Below are 16,512 nucleotides of genomic sequence, written 5' to 3'. Positions count from 1 at the left end.
AATGTCATTATCACCTGAAGAAACATTAAATAGATCAATTACTGCTTCAAGCGAATTTGAACAAAATGAAATAATTGATGATCAAAAAGTTGAAACGATTCTTGCTGATCAAAAATTTGAAGATACTGTTATTGATAATGAGCAGTTTGTAAATAGATGCACATTTATGCACCCTTTTACAAATCAACTTATTTCATCTAATTTTACAGAGAAAAATGGTAACGCATTGTCTGTTTATTGGCAGAAACATTGTAAAAATGATCAAGAAGTTCATGATAGAGGCTTAAGTCTCTTATCAAAAAGGTTAGAGAGACAGCCAGATTCTAAGGAGAAATATTTAGGATTTGTGAGTCTTGCTGTAATAGATATTAGAGCAATACAGAGTTCCGATGATTATTGTTTTGATGTAATTTATTGTCCAGATGATATTGAGTATGATATTGCCCATAGTCATATCCAAATTATGAAAGATGGAAATACCTTCGGAGGTAAGGTTTCCAGAAATACTCGAAGAGAATTAATCGATGAAGGTATTTTACAACTATTAAATACAATGACTTTGAAAGAATATGAAGCATGAGTTTTCTAAATTTTAAACCTCGCATTTAGCGAGGTTTTTTTATAGGTGAAATTATGGCAATAGGAACATTAGTCAATGGTGCCCTAGGATCTGCCACGGCAGTAACTAATTCGGAGATCTTAGGTTCACTATTATTGTCTGGGCGTGGACGAACAATCATGGGGCTTTTTGCAGATGTTACGATCGAAGAAAAGCATAAGGATGAACACAACATTACCGAACACCCTACGGAAGTGGGTGCACCGATTTCAGATCATGCATTCAGCGAACCACCAGAACTAACAATGAAAGTGGGTTGGTCCGAAAGTGCGGGAACCTTAAATGGATTCTTGGGTAATACGATTCTTGGGGGGAATACTAGCTTAAGCATTGTTTATCAAACACTACTTCAGTTAAAAGATCGAAGCGTTCCACTCATTATCTCAACCGGAAAGCGCTTATATACAAACATGCTTATTAAGTCGCTTGGATGTACTACCGATCGACAGACTGAAAATGTTTTGATGATCGATATTACGTTTAAAAAAGTTCTTATCGTCAGTACAGAAACAGCATTGGTCGCTATTGAAAATCAAGCTAGCCCTGAAGCAACGGCCGCAGTCAATAACGGCGGTACCGTTCAAGCAAAACCTATTAATGAATCTGCGGCCAGCCAAATTGCCGGAATGGTTAAATCGGCTCTATTCGGTGAATAACTATGTTTTACGAAATACCACTAAATAATGGCAATCAAAAATTTAGTATTCGGTTAGGTGGAACACAATATAAATTGCAACTCATCTACCGGGTAGAAAGCTGGTTCTTGGATATTTTTGATAATGCTGAAAACCCTTTAATTGCTGGTTTACCTTTGTTGATGGGGGATAATTTGCTTATTCAACACCAGCATATTATTAGTGGTTCATTGTATGTGCTTAATACCAATGAAGATGAAATCCAGCAATTCACCGATTTAGGTACGATGATAAAATTGTTTTGGAGTGACTCATGACAATGCAGTGGATGCGTAACTTTAGGCTAACCATACAAGTAGATAAAAATGCCCCTGATGCTTTGGATATCTCAGAATTTAAAATTACATTCGTTGTAAGTCAGGGGACTACTGAGCAGCCTAAGGCGGCAGAGATCTATATTTATAATCTATCTCATCAAACTATGAACCTTTTGGCTGGAGTTGATGACTCAAAAAAAGACACTCAGATCATTCTAGCGTGTAGTTATGATAAGGATGAGCCTGAGGTTATTTTTAAAGGTAGTGTTTTTCAGTTCAGACGTGGCCGCAGCAGTCCGGTAGATACATATCTTTGTGTTTTGGCTATATCGGGAGATCAGGTAAAAAGCGCCGTAATTAAACAATCTGTACCCGCTGGGACATCAATTCAGGGATTAAGTGAACTGATTGAAGAGGAAGTCAAAAAATACGGTATTGATGTTGGTGAAATAGCAGCATTGAGCGATCAAAAGTATCCGCGTGGCCGTGTTCTTTTCGGAAGTTTACATGGGTATATCGAAAAGATTGGCAAAGAGAATAACGTCACTTATGACTATTCAGATGGCGTTTTAAGTTCTACTGAACTAGATAAGTGGACGCTTCAGCCAATGTTTGTTTTAACTGCTAGTACGGGGATGGTGGGGATGCCTCAGCTTACAAGCGAAGGCTTAGTAGTTAAGTGTTTACTTAATCCAAAGTTAAAGCGTAAGGACCGTATACAAATAGATCTTACTAATCTGCAGTCTGAGAATTTTGATATTTCATATGGTGGTCAACAAGTAGATCAGCCGCAAAAGACTCCAAAGCTTGCGACCAATGCCCAAGGTATTTTTATTATCCAAGCATTAGAACATAGCGGTGATACACGTGGGGATGAGTGGTACACAAACTTGGTTTGTACTGCTCTTGGTGCCGTGGTACCGAAAAGCGGAATTACCATAAATGCGGTAGATGATATCTGGACTCCAGAGCAGGAGGGTACCTAATGGCATTATCAAATAATGAGCGTTCACCGGATCTGCTAGAAATTATTAAAGATGTGGTTAGTGAGGAGGTTTTAGGGATTTGGACTAATTTACCCTGTGAAGTGGTTAGTTATGATCCGGATGCTGTGACGGTAGAAGTAAAGCCATCAATCCGTGTGCCGGTGCGAACTCCTGAAGGTAGTATCAAGATGATTGAAATTCCGATACTGCAAGATGTGCCTGTGATGTTTCCCTGCGCTGGTGGCTTCACTATCACTCATCCAATCAATGTTGGTGATGAATGTATAGTTAGCTTCTCTTCGCGCAATATCGACCTCTGGTGGCAATCAGGAGGGGTTCAAAATCCTTTTGATACTCGACACCATGATTTATCCGATGGCTTTGCTTACTTTAAACCTCAATCACAAGCCAAAAAGATTAAAAATATTTCTGCAGAAAATCTGGAAATTAGATCCGATGACAATGCGACTAAGATCCAAATTACACCAGTTGGAATTATTAACTTTTTTGGAAAGAAAGCGGTTTTCGATTGTGATGTAGAAATTAAAAAAACACTGAAAGTAACAGGTCTGATTGAGTCACTTGAAGATGTTATTGCGAAGACTGTGAGCTTAATTAAGCACATTACTACAGGTGTTAAATCTGGTCCTGATACATCGGGGCCACCACAACAATAGAAATCAATATGAGGGGCGCGAAAGCGTCTTTTTTTATGCGCTATAGAAAACTTTCAAGTGATGGCGACTATGTCTTCGGATCTGGCAAGAATGATTTTCTTATTAATTCTCCAGAGACAGTGACGCAAGCAATTTTTACGCGCTTAAAACTTTGGCTTGGCGAGTGGTTTGCAGATACATCGGATGGTACCGGATGGAATCAATCCATTGTCGGCAAACAATCTAAAAATCTTTATGAGCTCACACTACATCAGCGTGTACTTGAGACACCAGGCGTAAAAAGCATTGTAGATTTTCAAAGCGCACTAGATCCAGAAACACGCCGTTTAACTGTCTCAATGACAGTGAATACCATATTCGGCGAAGTATCTCTTAACGGGGACTTAACAACATGACTTTAACAACTGTAGCGCCAGTTATTACTGATGCTGGTGTCAGCGCACCTACATATTACGAGGTCGATGACTATCTTAAAACTGAGTACAAGGGTATTTACGGTGAAGATGCGTATTTAGAAAACGATAGCCAAGACGGTCAAATGATTGGTGTTTTTTCGCGTGCTATAGCTGATGTAAATAGTGCTTTTATTAAGCTTTACTCTACTTTTTCACCAAAAACAGCAACAGGAGATGCGTTATCAAGGAATGTGGCCATCAATGGTATTTCACGTCAGCTACCTACATTTTCAACAGTAGATCTAGAAATCACAGGCACCCCTGGAACTGAGATAAAAAAAGGGTATGCACTTGATCGGAATGGCAATCAATGGATGTTCCCTGATCTGGTAATTATCCCAGCGTCTGGAATAGTTGTTATTACTGCTAAGGCGAAAAAGCCAGGCTCAATATTAGCGCTGAGCAATACCATCACAACCATTGGTAAACCTACGCGAGGTTGGAGGGGAGTAAATAACCCTGCAACCTCATCTCTAGGTATGTCGGTTGAAGTTGATGCAAAGTTGCGACAACGTCAGGCACTTTCGGTTGCAATTCCATCTCAGTCAAAGACAGATAGCATCAAGGGTGGGCTTTTTAGTTTAGCCGGTGTTTCACGTTGTAAAACTTATGAAAACGATAGCGACAGAGTCAATGATTTAGGCATGCCGCCTAATAGTTTATGTGTTGTTGTTTCTGGTGGTGATGCAAACGAAATAGCTGATCTTATGCGGGTTAAGAAGAGCTTAGGGTGCGGATGGTTTGGCAATGTAAATGTAGCCATCACTAATGTGTTTGGTGATGAGGTAACAGTCTCAATTTATCGGCCAAATATCCGAAATATCGGTTTTAAACTGAATGTCGTAGGTTCATCGGAATACACAAAAGAAATTGAAGACAATATCAAGCAAAACCTAGCAGATTACGTGAACCAGCTTGATATTGGTGATCGGATCATGCTCAACAAGCTTTATATTCCTGCTGGCTTATTTGGGAACTTAGACTCTGAGACCTATCAAATTGATTCTATTCAAATCCTATCGGACGGCGTTGTTATTGAAGGTAATTACAGTCTTGCATTTAATGAAGTCGCTTATTGTGACTCAGACAATATCGAGATTAATACCTCAGGAGGGTTCTAGGTGGACGCAAGTAAATATATTGCCCTCCTAACTAGCCAGCATCGAGATAAGCCAAAGTTTAGAAAGACAGTAGATGTATTAATTAATCCTTTAATTGATTGCCTTGAGTTTCTAAATAGCCTTAACGATAAATTTGATCTTGATACGGCTACCGGTGACCAATTGCAGATTATCGCTGATTGGGTAGGGGCACCTAACTCTATACCTAATGCGGTGCCAGTTCCTTATTTTGGATTTCAAGGTCAACCCGGTTCTCTAACTTGGCGTGATACTGAGTATCCGAATATTAAATCAGGCTATTGGCGTGAATCGGGTATGAGTGGATATACCGCATTGAAGATGTCTCCGCAGCTTTTCAAAAAAGTAATTAAAGCCAAAATTTTGCTTAATAAAAGTGATTGTTCCGAGCAGTCAGCAAAAGAAATTATTTCTCTCGTAATCGACAAACAATTCAAGTTTATAGACAACTTAAATATGACGATAACGTTCACATTTTTAGAAAGTTATGAGGTTTACGAGCGAGAGTTAGTTAAATTAATGTTCCCTGTACCTTCTGGTGTAAGGCTGATTTTCGAGGGCGAAGATGAGTATTGAAAAATTAACAGAGTTTGCAGAGCTTGCAGATGAGCACAATAGTCACAAGGAAGGGTTGGAACTTGACAAAGGGTTTCCATCATTAACCCAACCGGCACGACAGTGGTTTAACTGGTTGCTAAATTCAATTACCAAGAAGGTAAATGAAATCATTGATGAAAAACTAGATAAAGACGCTATCTCAGCTTCAGCTACAAAGTTAGCCACAGCAAGAAAAATTGGCGGCATTTCTTTCGATGGTACAGCTGATATTGATTTACCCGGGGTAAATAAAGCCGGTGATCAAAACACTACAGGTAATGCCAGTTCTGCAGACAAGTTAAAAACGAGCCGGACTATTAACTTTACTGGTGTAGTAAAGGGTAGTGGTACGTTTGACGGATCTCAGAACATTACGATTGATACGGTAGACGGTGGAACCTTAGGTGAAAAAGCCATAGCGGTAATTCGCTTAACTGGTTCAACGTTTGATTTAGTCAAAAGTCGTGGATTTGCTTCTGTATCAAATAGTGGAGGTGGTCAAATTGAGTTTACATTATCGGCTGCTGCTCCAGACACTGATTATGGGATTGTGTGTATGGGTACAAGTAATGATACGGCTGCTGTTAGCCTTCAAGAACGTGAGGACTTTGCACGTACAAAAACAAAATTCAGATTGATGGGAGCCTTTGGTGGTGATAACACTCAAGGAGCGTATACACCAAAAATTTGCACAGTAGTTGTTTATTACTAATCTGATTCATTTAATTTTTCAAACCGCCTTCCGGCGGTTTTTTGTTGCGTGGAGATTTTGTTATGGCAACAAACTGGAATGCGGTATTAGCGAATATTAATAATGCATCGGATATCTTAGCGATTCTAAGAAAAATACTTCCTTTACTTGATGGAAAGGTAGATGGTACTACGTTAGATGAGATTCTTACTCAGTTAAATAAAGTAGCTGAAGATGGTGAAATTACGATCCAAGAAGCATTAGAAACCATTAACCTGCTTGAGCAAAAGATATTAGATCGTACTTCAGCTTTTGATGAGGCTATTGAAGCTGCCGCAGCTGCTGGAGCGGGTTCGAATGGTTGGACAGCTGATTTAGTAGCTTACGCAGGTAGTACCCAAAAGCAGTTTAATGATTCTCAGAATAATTTAAACCTGACAATCATCAATTATGTAAATCCAAAAATGTTTGGGGCTAAAGGTGATGGTGTTACTGATGATGCACAGGCTATCCGTAACTGTTTTATCTTCATGGTAGCAAATAAAGCTACATTTAATGATCCTTCCTATTCGGAGTATCTATATAACAGCAATATTCTAGTAAATGCACCCAATCAGAAGCTTGTTATTAGTGGCAACTGCAAGTTTATTAGTGAAAATAATTACATAACATTTTCAGGCACTAAGGAGCAGTTGGGCTATATATCTTTTTCTGCATCAAGGAATAGCAAGACAATTACATTAAATCAAAATGCAGTTTTGAATAAAGGTGACTTGATTGCTATTCATAATAGTCGAGTTTCTTCGTTATCATCTCATGAATCTTACTATTACGACGGTGAATATAAGACAGTAGAGGCATCTTCAGGAAACGTTATTACTTTAGAATCCATGTTAGAAACCAGTTACCCAGCTGGTATCCAAGATAAGGTCTGGAAAGTTAATCCGATCATACTTGATATTCGAGGTGTCAAATTTAAAAGCAGTGGATTAAGTGCCATAAAGATTTCACTATCAGCATATAGTTATTTTGACTTTAACTCAGAAAACCCCTCCACATCATCTGGTGCACAGAACTCATTTAATCTCGATCGTTCCTATAGTTCCTATATTGCTGGCGGAAGGCATATCAAGGTTAATCTGTCTGGTAGTGGAACTGATTACGGAATCATCATAGGTAATAGTCAAGATATTCTTGTTGAAGCAGATTATGTATTTGGTGCAAGACATGGGTGTGCAATCGGTGGAGATGACACGGATATGGCTGCTCCAAATCGTCGTATTCACTGTGAGAAAATGACTATTGAAAACTCTCCTACGTCATTGCTACATGCGGCTGATATGCATGGCAACACAATAGATTGTCATTATCGAGACAATTATATTAAAGGCCGTATAAGTTTATCAGGACGTAACCCTAAAGCTATTAATAATAAGATTCACGTTCACCCGGGTGATATTCGAGTTCCAATCGGATTGTCACAGCTAATTGGTGGACGCGTAGAAAGTATTAACAATGAAGTGGTAACAAGTGGAGGGGCTTCGTATATTTTAGGATGGCTTGCATCTTCTACAATTCAAAAGGCATCAGAACCAACAACATTAGTTCTTCAAGACATTAAGTTTGAAGGAAATCCAAATATGGTGGGAATATTGGCTGCATTTAATTTGCCTGTAAGTAGTAATGTTATTTTAGACGGATTCGAACTTGTTGGGAGTGCACCAATTTTTGATCGTCTTTTAAATTATTCTGCTGGTGCTTCCGCAGTCAAACCTTCATTTATACAGATTACAAGGCCTAAATTTGCCGTTCCTGATTCTATTATTTTAATTGCTGGAGATGCAGGGTTAGCTGGTGTAGCTAAACAAGTATTTCCGTCTAGCGGCACTACCGAATCGAATGGATCATGGATACGAAATTCTGATGGCACAATGGAGTGCACAATCCGTGTAACAGCCACCCTGCCTGTTACTACTACGGCAACTGGTGGGTTTAAAACTGCTGATATTCAATGGACTTATCCAAAGCCATTTGTTGCTCAGCCACGATTAAGCCCAATGATTTTCGATAATGTTAGTGTGCAAATCAAAGCCACAAGTGCTGGCACTTCATCTGCCAAAATATACAGTTTTTCAAATATTTCAGTTGAAAATGCGGGTATTAACTTTGACATCACTGCCAAAGGCAAGTTTTTATATTGAGGGTTAATGAAATGTATTATGTATCTTATAAAACAACAGGTCATCCGATTTTTATAGGGAAGCTTAAAGAAGGTGAACCGACAGGCAAACCCTTCGTAGTTTATAAAAGTTTAGATGGTTTGCTTGTCGGTGATGAAAATTATCTTTACGACGAAACAAAAAGTTTACTTCGTTGGGAAGGGTTACAAGAACCTGAATATGAGCGCGAAATCATAGGCTTTGCTGATACTGAAGATGAAGCTTTCGAAATAGGTACTTCACAATAAATTTTAATTAAACCACTTAAGCCCTAAGCCTAAAAGCTAGGGCTTTTTTATTATCTAAACTCTGGAGAGATTATTAATGGAACCAGTTTCAACAAGCGGTTTAACAGCACTTTTAAAATTTTATGGTGCGGCAATTATGGTGACTTTAGCAGTCGCTTTAGTTGCAGCAGTTGTTTTGATGACACGTATGCCACGCTCACCACAAGAATGGGCCGTGGGGCTGATTTGTACAGTTGTGTCAAGTCTGGCGGGCGGATCATTCATTATTGTGAAGTGGGGGCTTCATGAGTGGATTACTGATATTTGGGGAATGATCGCTCTTGGCGGGTTTTTCTTTATTTGCGGAATTCCCGGATGGGCTTTAGTCCGGTGGATCTTTAACTTTATTGATAAACAGGAAGGTAAGACGATTGTCGAAGTAATTAAAGAAGTAAAGAAAGCCAGAAAAGATATCGAAAACAGTTAATGCCGCCGAAAGGCGGTTTTTTATTATCTGAGGAAAAACGAAATGAACATCGAACAATATCTTGAAGAACTCATTAAGCGTGAAGGTGGTTATGTAAATAACCCCGCGGACCGTGGTGGTGCAACAAAATACGGTATTACCGAAGCTGTTGTTCGAGCAAACGGATTCAAAGGAAACATGAAGGATTTACCACTTGATATCGCCAAGTCTATTTATCGGAAACAATACTGGATCTCGCCGCGTTTTGACCAGGTGAACGCCGTTTCTTCTGCAGTAGCTGAGGAGTTATTAGACACAGGAGTAAATTGTGGCACCGGCTTTGCAAAACCTCTTTTACAACGAGCTTTGAACTTGCTAAACAACCAAGGTAAAGCAGGTTGGCCAGATCTAACTGTAGATGGAATTTATGGGCCAGCTACATTAAATGCATTTAAAACTTATCTGGTCAAAAGAGGGAAAGAAGGCGAGAAGGTATTAGTGCGAGTACTTAATATCATGCAAGGGCAGCGCTACATCGAAATTTGTGAGCGTAATCCAAGCCAAGAGCAATTTTTCTTTGGCTGGATATCTAATCGGGTTTCGTAATGAGGGTTCGAGTTTTATTGTGCATTCTATTATCAGAATGCACAGTTCATATGATCAAAAAAACGTGAATGTTGAGTTTAGTGTTAAAGCATTTTATGAAATTTATTAGGTAATTTAAGATGAAAAAAATAATTCAAATTTTATATATTATTCTCCTTTTCTCTTCACCTTTTATTTCATGGTATTTCCAAAACTACCATAGTGAAGAGTTATGGAATTATATTCGCAGACTTTGCTTTTGATATATATTCAAGTTTAATATCATCTTTAGCATATTGATTAAAAGTAACACCAAAAACCTTCTGTATAGATATTAAAGAAGTTAAAAAAGTTGCAGTAGTAAGGTAAGGAAAGCCTGTATTCAATCCATTATCCGCTAGAATAGCAGTACCAATTGCCCCAACTCTCTCTATTATATTAATTGGATCAAAATTAAGATTAAATTCTACACTTCTTTTGTCTGTGAATGCGAATCGCTCCAATAAGGTTTTATCTAACTCTTCTACAGCATTGTTAAAACGTTTAATTTCACTTTCTTTTAAAGCATGAAGCGTATTTTTAGGTAATTTGACTATTAAGTTATCAATAGACTCATGTAAGGCTGCTAATTCTGCAGATCTTTTGAGTTTAAAATTTAATAATTTTTCTACACTATTTTCATCATTGACGATAGGATAGGGCAAGCACTTAGACAAACGCAGCCTTGTCATGTTTGCATCTTTCTTATGCTCAGGCATATATTGTGGCTCTCCATTTGCATGGCATATAGTCCAATCTTCACCTTCTGCTCTTAATTTTTCTGAGGCAACATCACCAAAAACCCAAAGTTCATGACTTGCAAAATTTTGTATATTACCACCAGACTTGTAAGGTGAGTTCTTTGGATACTGTAAAGAATATAGTTTTTCTAATACACCTTGACGCATAAATTCTAAATCACAAGGGAGATCGATATTGACTACGCTGCTAGATACAACTATTTTGTCCCAATACAACGCATAATAAAACATATCTTCTTGTGACATTCCTTCAGTCAGAGTAAAACCATTTTGGGTTGCTTGCACGTTACCAGGGTATAAAAGGATACCGCGATCAATATATTGAGAATTCTTACTTTTGCTCTTTTGTGAGAAGCTCTCTACAGGTAAAAAATCAAATGTTTTAATATTTGGTAGTGTTCTCATGCTATTTATAATTGTTAAAAGAGCAGTTCGAGTTTTACCTGAATTATTTGATAAATATTCATCAAGATGATTTGATAAATTATTGATTAGATAATGAATATTTTCTAAATCATCATTTTTTATATATTTCTTGTTGTACTTAAAATCACTAAAAAATTCATAAAAATTGTTTCTAGCCTCATAAGGTAGATCGTTCATCATCCCATGGTTATATTCTTTTTCAAAACTCAAGATAGCATTTACAATTTGTCGATTTTCTTTTAGATCTAATAAAATAGACTCAATTATTTCAATTTTATTCATAAGTTTTATTCCTAATTAGTAAGTGAAACTTTAAATCTAATTTAGTGCTATTGGTTTGGTAAATTGCGCTGTATATTTTCAATTGGAAAAATATTTCTTGTAAATGAGGCATCTTCTTACCTTAGATTTTTGTGATGCTCTCAATTCAAATTAACTTATCATAAGTTAAATAAAAAAGATTCTACACTATTAAAAATATTGGATATATTCTGCCTTCTTAACCAGAAGTTGTAATTTGTGTAAAATATTTCAGAAGAAGTATTAAAAATTAATTTTTTTCAAGACTTATAAAATTTATCCTTATTTTATTCATATATTACTTAACTATTGTTGGCTGATCCCACCTAAAAGGGTTTTTACTTAATTTATCCCGAGACATAGACCAATTCCGACCAGGAACAAAACACGGTCCGACTCCTAATTTCTTCTTTCCAAACTTGCTATGGATACCGTCCATAGCCTGCATTAAGCACTCTTTTTTCTGTATATGTGCAAAGTCAGTTAAGAGGTCATATGTATGGCCAGATTTTGGCTCAAGACCTGTCAGCACAACACCGCACTTTTTATATTTAATTCCTTCTTTATAGATTTCGTTCAACATCCTTGTTGCTGATCACACCATTGATCGGAAAATGAACACTCGGAATGAGTTAATTATCTATTTAAAACTCAAAACATGCTTTTAAAATAGTATTTTATAAAGTTTTAATTGTGGTATATGTTATATTTTAATTTAATAATATTAATGATTATATTTTTAAGAATTAAAGATTTTGTTGGTTTTAAGAGTTAATCTTTTTGATGGTTTTAAGGGGGTGTAGTTTAAAATATTATGCTTAAAATATTGATATGGTGAAATTGAATATTTAAATTCCAAATGATTGATTTATAATGATTAATTTAAATTAACGTGCTGGTTTTGTAGGGAAAAATATTTTATTTAATAAAAATAAATAGATTCTAAAATAATAATTTTATTTTTAGAATAAATCATTAATCTATTGGTTTTTATTTTTTCTTATTTTAAGTCTAGACTGATTAGTCTCGCCTTAAAATAATTTGGTTGAATTTTAAAAATGTAATCATTTTTTTGAAATATTTTGTTACTTAGAATATTGTTTGTTCTATTTAATAATTTTTAATTTTTTGATTATATAGGGTCAATTATTTAACTACGAGCCATAGGAGCTTTTTAAAATGAAGATAGTAGCTTTGTTAATATCTATTTCTTTTGCAATTTTATTATATTTTAGCATAAAGTTTGGTTTTGATTTAAAAACTGCAATTTATACTTTATTTTTATTAATAGTATGGTCTTCAAGTGCTTATTTTATATATAGAATCTATATGGATACTGGCTATTCTAAGCACTGGTTCTATTTGATTTTTGGTATATTACTTAGTTTCTGCTTTTATCCATTATTAGAATTTTATTCATTAAAAACAGAAAGTTATGATTTGTTGGATTGGGCGGGTTTACGAGAAAATAACTTTAGGCTAGGTATACAGAAATTGTGGTTTGGTTTATGGTACGGTAAGCTTGCAATCACAGCCGTATTTGCAACGATTTCAATAGTAATTCAGCAAATATTTGATAATGATTAAATAACAATAGAAATAGTAGAAATAATAACTGCCTTGAGCAGTTGTTATTATTTCTACTATTTCTATTAATTTTTCAATTTTTTACTATTTTTAGGAAAAAATTAGCAGTAAATTCACCGATCGGCATTTCAAAGAAAAATTGATCAGCATCTTCTTTTTTACAGTTCAACCAATCCTCTCGATACTCTTCGGGAATGACGATAATCGACCTCTTTTCATCTTCAGGTTTATGAAACTGGCTCATGAAAGGGTGGCCATCAGCATTAATTGTGAGCATCGACATAGATCTAATTTGTTTACCATCAATCACCGTTGAATCATAAATTGCCGCCACTGTAAAAGGTAAACCATCTTCACGATAAATTCCCCAACGTTGTGCTTTACCGTTTACGTACTTTGGTTCATAGATTTTTTTGACAGGTATTAATGCAAACTGGCTTTTAGCCCACGCATGTCGGAAGCTCGGCTTTTTATCTACCGTCTCAGTTCTAGCGTTATATGTATACTTAGAAAACTTAAGATCATGGTTCCAAGGTGGAATCATGCCAAACTTAACTTGGCGCCATTCAATGTGGCCATCTCTGGAGAAAATAAGAGGGCAGTCGTAACCCGGATAAACATCGGCTTTATAGTCGAATGTAGGTTCGAATAGATCTAAAAGGTGTACACGGTCTTTTGATATTGGTTCATAGTTTGCGCACATATTTTTACCTTTATTATTATTATTGCTATTAATTCTATTTTACGAATTTAGAATGATTAACAAAGTTTAAAATCTTTGAGGTTTTGTTGTCTATGAGATGTAGATAAATAGGAGTGAGATAAGTTAGCTAATTTTTGGCTAAAAACTACACTTTTCAAATAAAATTAAGAAATCGATAAGATGCTTACATATTGCTTACATGAGAGCAGGCATTAAAAAAACCACTTAGGATTAATACACCTAAGTGGTTTTTTTATTTGGTGGGCCCACCGTGACTTGAACACGGGACCAACGGATTATGAGTCCGCTGCTCTAACCAACTGAGCTATAGGCCCTATAAGTCAGAAAAGCTTTTAATCTCAAGGCTTTTCAGTGCGTGCAATACTAATCAATTTTTAAATTAAACACAAGTCATTTTCTAAAGTAGGCACATAGTGGACCCAAAAAAGATTGTGTTATTTTGGTTAAATATTACGAGCGAGAGTGATTCTAGCGTATGAGTACTTCATGAGTAAAGTGGACTTAGTTATTTATCGATCAATTAGAACTTATTCCAGCCAGAAGTTTATAGTGAGTGAGATTTAATTGCCTATCCTGTTCAAATCATTAATTCTATTTAAAATAGGTATTGTTTAAAATTCAACCAAGTTGTAGGGTGATTGAATACTACTAAAAATATAAACTAGATAAGGTCACTCAAACTAATAGAGTACAAGCATAATTTATATATGTGTGTTTTATGCACAATTTATCAATTTTTTATTAAACACTATTTTAATAAAACAATGAAAGTATTATAAATAAAATGAATTCAAGAAATATTTGGTCTTCATTGAATGTTTAAAAAAATATTGCTTCAAAAAAAATTATATTTATAGAGTCGATGAGTTGTATCATAGTCAATTTTATATCACACTAATCTGAGTTATTCTCTGAAATTTCATTGAAACTGTAATAAATCTAGTAAAGGTAAGTATTTTTAAGTGATATGAATTAGAGAGTCTAATTAATATTAAAAAATAAGAATAAAGGATCATACTTATAAAATTAGTTTTATTTTAGGAGATACAAATTTTTACGTTTGTAGGCAGGGTAGATGATTGTAAATTACTCAGAAAATGTTACGAGACTAAAGTCTTTAAAAAAATAAATCTAATATGTGATAGGTAAAGCTTTAAGGGTAAATATGATTTTTAATAAATGAAGTTAGAGACATCTTAACATTAAAAGCTTTATCTCAATTTATTAAAAAATTAGCACTTTCTAGTGGGGAAGTTGGAAGTTTTTTTAATTGAAATTTCTTTCTTTTTCTAATGTGTTTTCTATATAAAACTTAAAGTGTGACTACTTTCACACTGGGTACAATTGATTGTATTTCATTGATTTTATTCTTGACTAAAATGCTAGGTTTTAATAAAGTACAAATGTATTTTCCCAAAATAAAAAACTATTGCTTAGTCCTGAAATACAGTAAGAAGCCTGCTTTTAAAGTAGGCTTCTTGCTTTTTGTAATATGGGGAAATAGGAAAGAGCAATAATCTGAATTTTAAAAGTAAGTATATATAATCAGAAGTAAAACTATAGAAAGATCATGTATGTACAGAGCTACAGTATAAGAAATTATAAATTTTCTTGAATAATTTGAATGAGTTCTCGAGCGGCTTTAGATAAGGGGCGATCTTGAAGCCAAATTAAGTAAATGGATAGTGGTAAATGATTTTTGGTATTTTTAAAATCTAAAAGAACTAACTGACCTTGATCGATTTTTTCTTGTACTAATGATAGAGGGAAATTCCCCCAACCTAGTCCTGCTTCAACCATATTAATTGCGGTTTGTAGACTATTCGTTTTCCAGTACATTGCACCAATAATTGAACGCGAATCTGTCATTTCATGATCACTACTCGCTACTACAATTTGTCTAATATTGATTAACTCTTCAATAGAAAACCGCTTTGTTTTTTCTTGTAGAAGAGTATGACTAGACGAGATAGTAGCAACGACTGTTTCAGTCATTACTAATTGCAAATTTTCACGCATTTTTATATTGAGGTCTGAACCTGCTAAGCAAAGACTAATTTCTTCCCTATAAAGTAAATTAACGATGTCATCTTGAGGTGCGGTAATAACCTCTATATTTAATAATGGGAATTTATCAGCTAACTTTTTTATTGAATAGAATAATAATTTGGTATTTACATCTGAGACCACACCAATACGTAATTTAGTTTCAAGCCCTAAAGAAAGTTCATGAGCATGAGTACTAAATAGCCTAAGTTGTTCAGAAATAATTCGCGCTTGAGGTTCCAAAGCTAATGCTGTAGCGGTTGGAATGACCTTTCGAGGAGTACGCTCAAATAAGGTGTAACCCAATTCTACTTCTAGATTAGCAATAGCCATACTCACTGCTGAGGGGACTCGATTTAGTTTACGAGCGGCCGCAGAGAAAGATCCTGTATCTAGTACGGTAATAAAAAGTTCAATATTTTCGCTATTAAAATTCATTTTGATATCAGTAGAACTGAAAGCTATTAACTTTATATATGATTTTGACTGAAATTAAAATATAAAGAATTAAGCAGAGTTTGTTGATTATGCAAGGTGTAAAGCGTCGAATTGTCTATGTTTCTTTTTATGAAGTCATTGGAATGATCATTTCATCAGTAGGGTTAGCGATTTTGGCAGGTGATAGTATTGAACATACGGGGCCACTGTCTATCATGATTACGACCATCGCTGTAACTTGGAATTTTATCTACAATATTTTATATGAGGAATGGGAAGCTAGACAAAGCAGTAATGTTCGTACAGTTAAGCGTAGAGTGGGACATGCAATTGGTTTTCAGCTTACTTTAGTCCTATTTTTAATTCCTCTTATTGCATGGTGGATGGATATTTCTCTAATTGCTGCTTTTTGGTTAGATGTGGCCTTTATTATCATTATTCCTATTTATACTTTTATATTTAATTGGAGCTTTGATAAGTTATTTGGACTGCCTATTTCGGCACAGACTAAGGCATTACAAGAATAGTCGCCAAATCAGATCAATAGGCTATCAAGGTATGTGACTTTGATAGCTTAT

General features: G+C 35.4%; 18 protein-coding genes, 1 tRNA gene and 1 pseudogene. 15 read left to right on the top strand and 5 right to left on the bottom strand.

The window, feature by feature from the left end:
- Position 1: 1 nt before the first annotated feature.
- The 13 genes from F935_RS07610 to F935_RS07550 all read left to right on the top strand — a co-directional run bounded on the left by F935_RS07610 (position 2) and on the right by F935_RS07550 (position 9,634).
- Positions 2 to 580 carry a hypothetical protein gene (locus tag F935_RS07610; protein WP_016138381.1) on the top strand — a complete coding sequence of 193 codons (579 nt, stop codon included), beginning with the start codon at positions 2 to 4 and terminating at the stop codon, positions 578 to 580.
- Positions 581 to 633: 53 nt separating this feature from the next.
- Positions 634 to 1,275, top strand: coding sequence for a phage baseplate protein (locus tag F935_RS07605; RefSeq protein WP_016138380.1), 642 nt, complete (start codon positions 634 to 636; stop codon positions 1,273 to 1,275).
- Between the two features lie 2 nt (positions 1,276 to 1,277).
- Entirely contained in the window at positions 1,278 to 1,571 is a 294-nt protein-coding gene (locus F935_RS07600; RefSeq protein WP_016138379.1) for a phage baseplate plug family protein, read from the top strand.
- A complete protein-coding gene (locus F935_RS07595; RefSeq protein WP_016138378.1) occupies positions 1,568 to 2,557 on the top strand; it encodes a baseplate hub protein in 990 nt (329 codons plus the stop codon). The genes F935_RS07600 and F935_RS07595 overlap by 4 nt, the downstream gene beginning before the upstream one ends.
- Positions 2,557 to 3,234, top strand: coding sequence for a Gp138 family membrane-puncturing spike protein (locus F935_RS07590; protein WP_016138377.1), 678 nt, complete (start codon positions 2,557 to 2,559; stop codon positions 3,232 to 3,234). The genes F935_RS07595 and F935_RS07590 overlap by 1 nt, the downstream gene beginning before the upstream one ends.
- A gap of 35 nt (positions 3,235 to 3,269) precedes the next feature.
- Complete coding sequence (locus tag F935_RS07585; protein ID WP_035366134.1) at positions 3,270 to 3,629, top strand: contractile injection system sheath initiator; 360 nt, start codon at positions 3,270 to 3,272, stop codon at positions 3,627 to 3,629.
- Entirely contained in the window at positions 3,626 to 4,810 is a 1,185-nt protein-coding gene (locus F935_RS07580; RefSeq protein ID WP_016138375.1) for a baseplate J/gp47 family protein, read from the top strand. Before F935_RS07585 ends, F935_RS07580 begins: the two co-directional genes overlap by 4 nt.
- Complete coding sequence (locus F935_RS07575; protein WP_016138374.1) at positions 4,811 to 5,404, top strand: baseplate wedge 1 family protein; 594 nt, start codon at positions 4,811 to 4,813, stop codon at positions 5,402 to 5,404. It abuts the gene before it with no gap.
- Entirely contained in the window at positions 5,394 to 6,137 is a 744-nt protein-coding gene (locus F935_RS19020) for a hypothetical protein (protein WP_016138373.1), read from the top strand. The genes F935_RS07575 and F935_RS19020 overlap by 11 nt, the downstream gene beginning before the upstream one ends.
- A gap of 62 nt (positions 6,138 to 6,199) precedes the next feature.
- Entirely contained in the window at positions 6,200 to 8,317 is a 2,118-nt protein-coding gene (locus tag F935_RS07565) for a phage tailspike polysaccharide lyase family protein (protein ID WP_016138372.1), read from the top strand.
- An 11-nt stretch (positions 8,318 to 8,328) separates the two neighbouring features.
- Complete coding sequence (locus F935_RS07560) at positions 8,329 to 8,583, top strand: hypothetical protein (RefSeq protein ID WP_016138371.1); 255 nt, start codon at positions 8,329 to 8,331, stop codon at positions 8,581 to 8,583.
- 76 nt (positions 8,584 to 8,659) lie between these two features.
- Entirely contained in the window at positions 8,660 to 9,049 is a 390-nt protein-coding gene (locus tag F935_RS07555) for a hypothetical protein (protein ID WP_016138370.1), read from the top strand.
- 42 nt (positions 9,050 to 9,091) lie between these two features.
- Positions 9,092 to 9,634, top strand: a complete 543-nt coding sequence (locus F935_RS07550) for a glycoside hydrolase family 108 protein (protein WP_016138369.1) — start codon at positions 9,092 to 9,094, stop codon at positions 9,632 to 9,634.
- Between the two features lie 209 nt (positions 9,635 to 9,843).
- On the opposite strand, the gene F935_RS07545 is transcribed toward F935_RS07550, so the two are convergent.
- Positions 9,844 to 11,121, bottom strand: coding sequence for a DUF6236 family protein (locus F935_RS07545; protein WP_016138368.1), 1,278 nt, complete (start codon positions 11,119 to 11,121; stop codon positions 9,844 to 9,846).
- A 316-nt stretch (positions 11,122 to 11,437) separates the two neighbouring features.
- Positions 11,438 to 11,734 (bottom strand): annotated as a pseudogene (locus tag F935_RS07540) (DUF4113 domain-containing protein); the annotation flags it as partial.
- Positions 11,735 to 12,318: 584 nt separating this feature from the next.
- On the opposite strand from F935_RS07540, the gene F935_RS07535 reads away from it, so the two are divergent.
- A complete protein-coding gene (locus tag F935_RS07535) occupies positions 12,319 to 12,726 on the top strand; it encodes a hypothetical protein (protein WP_016138367.1) in 408 nt (135 codons plus the stop codon).
- A gap of 73 nt (positions 12,727 to 12,799) precedes the next feature.
- On the opposite strand, the gene F935_RS07530 is transcribed toward F935_RS07535, so the two are convergent.
- The 3 genes from F935_RS07530 to F935_RS07520 all read right to left on the bottom strand — a co-directional run bounded on the left by F935_RS07530 (position 12,800) and on the right by F935_RS07520 (position 15,934).
- Positions 12,800 to 13,429, bottom strand: a complete 630-nt coding sequence (locus tag F935_RS07530) for an SOS response-associated peptidase (protein WP_016138366.1) — start codon at positions 13,427 to 13,429, stop codon at positions 12,800 to 12,802.
- A 258-nt stretch (positions 13,430 to 13,687) separates the two neighbouring features.
- Positions 13,688 to 13,764, bottom strand: a tRNA-Ile gene (locus F935_RS07525).
- A gap of 1,285 nt (positions 13,765 to 15,049) precedes the next feature.
- On the bottom strand, positions 15,050 to 15,934 hold the full coding sequence (locus F935_RS07520) for a LysR family transcriptional regulator (RefSeq protein WP_016138365.1): 885 nt from the start codon (positions 15,932 to 15,934) through the stop codon (positions 15,050 to 15,052).
- An 89-nt stretch (positions 15,935 to 16,023) separates the two neighbouring features.
- On the opposite strand from F935_RS07520, the gene F935_RS07515 reads away from it, so the two are divergent.
- Entirely contained in the window at positions 16,024 to 16,461 is a 438-nt protein-coding gene (locus F935_RS07515) for a PACE efflux transporter (protein ID WP_016138364.1), read from the top strand.
- Positions 16,462 to 16,512 lie beyond the last annotated feature (51 nt).

The sequence above is a fragment of the Acinetobacter calcoaceticus ANC 3811 genome (genome assembly GCF_000399665.1).
Classification (GTDB): Bacteria; Pseudomonadota; Gammaproteobacteria; order Pseudomonadales; family Moraxellaceae; genus Acinetobacter; species Acinetobacter calcoaceticus_B.
This window is presented reverse-complemented; position numbering and strand designations above follow the sequence as displayed.

Bases quoted from the DNA above. Each gene is read 5' to 3' on its own strand.
- F935_RS07595 (WP_016138378.1), top strand. From the start codon at position 1,568: ATGACAATGCAGTGGATGCGTAACTTTAGGCTAACCATACAAGTAGAT.
- F935_RS07590 (WP_016138377.1), top strand. From the start codon at position 2,557: ATGGCATTATCAAATAATGAGCGTTCACCGGATCTGCTAGAAATTATT.
- F935_RS07580 (WP_016138375.1), top strand. From the start codon at position 3,626: ATGACTTTAACAACTGTAGCGCCAGTTATTACTGATGCTGGTGTCAGC.
- F935_RS07550 (WP_016138369.1), top strand. From the start codon at position 9,092: ATGAACATCGAACAATATCTTGAAGAACTCATTAAGCGTGAAGGTGGT.
- F935_RS07610 (WP_016138381.1), top strand. From the start codon at position 2: ATGTCATTATCACCTGAAGAAACATTAAATAGATCAATTACTGCTTCA.
- F935_RS07585 (WP_035366134.1), top strand. From the start codon at position 3,270: ATGCGCTATAGAAAACTTTCAAGTGATGGCGACTATGTCTTCGGATCT.
- F935_RS07600 (WP_016138379.1), top strand. From the start codon at position 1,278: ATGTTTTACGAAATACCACTAAATAATGGCAATCAAAAATTTAGTATT.
- F935_RS07605 (WP_016138380.1), top strand. From the start codon at position 634: ATGGCAATAGGAACATTAGTCAATGGTGCCCTAGGATCTGCCACGGCA.
- F935_RS07565 (WP_016138372.1), top strand. From the start codon at position 6,200: ATGGCAACAAACTGGAATGCGGTATTAGCGAATATTAATAATGCATCG.
- F935_RS07545 (WP_016138368.1), bottom strand. From the start codon at position 11,121: ATGAATAAAATTGAAATAATTGAGTCTATTTTATTAGATCTAAAAGAA.
- F935_RS07520 (WP_016138365.1), bottom strand. From the start codon at position 15,934: ATGAATTTTAATAGCGAAAATATTGAACTTTTTATTACCGTACTAGAT.
- F935_RS07535 (WP_016138367.1), top strand. From the start codon at position 12,319: ATGAAGATAGTAGCTTTGTTAATATCTATTTCTTTTGCAATTTTATTA.
- F935_RS07530 (WP_016138366.1), bottom strand. From the start codon at position 13,429: ATGTGCGCAAACTATGAACCAATATCAAAAGACCGTGTACACCTTTTA.
- F935_RS07560 (WP_016138371.1), top strand. From the start codon at position 8,329: ATGTATTATGTATCTTATAAAACAACAGGTCATCCGATTTTTATAGGG.
- F935_RS19020 (WP_016138373.1), top strand. From the start codon at position 5,394: ATGAGTATTGAAAAATTAACAGAGTTTGCAGAGCTTGCAGATGAGCAC.
- F935_RS07555 (WP_016138370.1), top strand. From the start codon at position 8,660: ATGGAACCAGTTTCAACAAGCGGTTTAACAGCACTTTTAAAATTTTAT.
- F935_RS07515 (WP_016138364.1), top strand. From the start codon at position 16,024: ATGCAAGGTGTAAAGCGTCGAATTGTCTATGTTTCTTTTTATGAAGTC.